Source organism: Lyngbya sp. CCY1209 (genome assembly GCF_055795065.1).
The window spans coordinates 1-1,805 of record NZ_JAYFER010000049.1; the positions used below are offsets into that span (position 1 = coordinate 1).

A 1,805-nucleotide genomic window follows, 5' to 3' on the forward strand; every position below is an offset into this window, starting at 1 on the left:
TGTCTTGCTCTCTGCGAGACAGAGTAACAGGTTAGGGCTAGAAAGCCCCGTCGCTGTCTTCGCGGGGATTGGTTACAGACCGACCTTGACCGAGCCGGACGCATCCCACTCAGCCAGAGGATCGATCTCTTCTCGCTGCCGACTTACTCCTGTGCCCCCGACTCCCTCATACCGACTCCCGACTCCCTACACCCGTCGCATCAACCGCCGCTTCAGGGGTTCGGGGTTGCCTGCCGCGACGACGCGGCCATTTTCCAACAGGAAGGCGCCGTCGCTGTAGTCGAGTTCGTCCAGGCGGTGCGTCACCCAGAGGGCGGTGATGCCCCGGTTTTTCACCAACTGGCGGACTTGACTCACCAAGTCCCGCTGGCTGTCCGGGTCGAGGAGGGCCGTGGGTTCGTCGAACAGCAGCACTTGGCAATGGCGGGCTAGGGCCCCCGCGATCGCGATCCGCTGTTTCTGTCCCCCGCTGAGGGCGTAAATCGGCCGCCGCTGCAATTCCAGCAGTTTCACCGCCGCCAAAGCGTCCTCCACCCGTTGCCGGATTTCCGGTTGCGGCAGTCGATCTTCCACCAAGCCGAAGGCCACGTCCGCCCCGACGGTGGGCATCACCAGTTGGTGGTCGGGGTTTTGGAACACGAACCCGACCCGCCCCCGGATGTCGATGTCGCCGGACTGGGATTCCAGCAATCCGGCCAACAGTCGCAACAGGGTGGATTTCCCGCTGCCGTTGGTGCCGAGGAGCATCCAAAATTCTCCCTCCGGGACGGCGAGGGAGCAGGATTTGAGCACCCGAGCGCCCCCCGGCCACTGAAAGTTGAGATTTTGGACTCGGATGGCGGGGTTCGGCGTTTCCAGTCGCGGCGAATCGATCATTCCGTCAGGGCGACGAAACCGGGGGGTCTGCCGGTGGCCGTGGCGCCGGATTTCTGGGAAATCTGCACGGCGGAAATTTCGCTGCTGAGGACGGCCACTTTTTTGTCCGGCATCTTTTCGCAGTGGAGTTCGAGCAGTTGCGGGGTGTCGGAGCGCATCAGGTCCGACACTTGGTTGTATACCGCGATCGCGTCTTCTTCGGTCTTGCGCTGTACCGATAGCGGTACGGGAACGTACTTCACGATGATGTCAATGGTGAACATAGAATCTTAAGGAAATGTTAAGTTTCACACCGGATCTCTCTTAAACAGTATGTCAGATCGAGGGCGGTCGCGGCCGAATATGAGAGCGCTTCGATCGCCGGAATGGAGGCGATCGCGCCGTCCCAACCCCTGCAAACGCCCGTCGGTCGGGATTCCCCTACCGATCCGATAAAGGTTGCCACACTCGGACTTTATCTCTATACTGTTAAGAGTGGTAAAGAAAAGTTAACTGCGCTTATCATTTCGCCGACTTTCTGCTATAGCAGCGGAGGTGGGCTATAAAATAATACACAGTGCAGTTGGCTCACTTGCCCTGTAATCATATGTATTCGGAGAAATTGCGTTTATGACTATTGCAGTCGAGCGCCCTCAAGTTCAGAGAGGATGGTTTGATGTCCTCGACGACTGGCTGAAGCGCGATCGGTTCGTGTTCGTGGGCTGGTCCGGAATCCTGCTGTTCCCCTGCGCCTACCTGGCCCTGGGCGGCTGGCTCACCGGCACCACCTTCGTCACCTCCTGGTACACCCACGGACTCGCCAGCTCGTACCTGGAAGGCTGCAACTTCCTGACCGCCGCCGTCAGCACCCCCGCCAACAGCCTGGGACACTCCCTGCTGTTCCTGTGGGGTCCCGAAGCCCAGTGGGACTTCACCCGCTGGTGCCAGCT

Annotated in this window: 2 protein-coding genes and 1 pseudogene; 1 reads left to right on the forward strand and 2 read right to left on the reverse strand. The window is 59.9% G+C overall.

Annotated elements, in window-relative coordinates:
- Positions 1 to 186 precede the first annotated feature (186 nt).
- Together AC0QHF_RS00250 and AC0QHF_RS00255 are read right to left on the reverse strand one after the other, a co-directional pair.
- Positions 187 to 876 (reverse strand): energy-coupling factor ABC transporter ATP-binding protein, encoded by a 690-nt coding sequence (locus AC0QHF_RS00250; protein WP_324702188.1) that lies wholly within the window; start codon positions 874 to 876, stop codon positions 187 to 189.
- Positions 873 to 1,139: a UPF0367 protein family gene (locus AC0QHF_RS00255; RefSeq protein WP_324702189.1), complete on the reverse strand. Its 267-nt coding sequence runs from the start codon at positions 1,137 to 1,139 to the stop codon at positions 873 to 875. The genes AC0QHF_RS00250 and AC0QHF_RS00255 overlap by 4 nt, the downstream gene beginning before the upstream one ends.
- A 346-nt stretch (positions 1,140 to 1,485) precedes the next feature.
- Between AC0QHF_RS00255 and AC0QHF_RS00260 the strand changes: the two are divergent.
- A pseudogene (locus AC0QHF_RS00260) lies at positions 1,486 to 1,805 on the forward strand (photosystem II D2 protein (photosystem q(a) protein)); the annotation flags it as partial.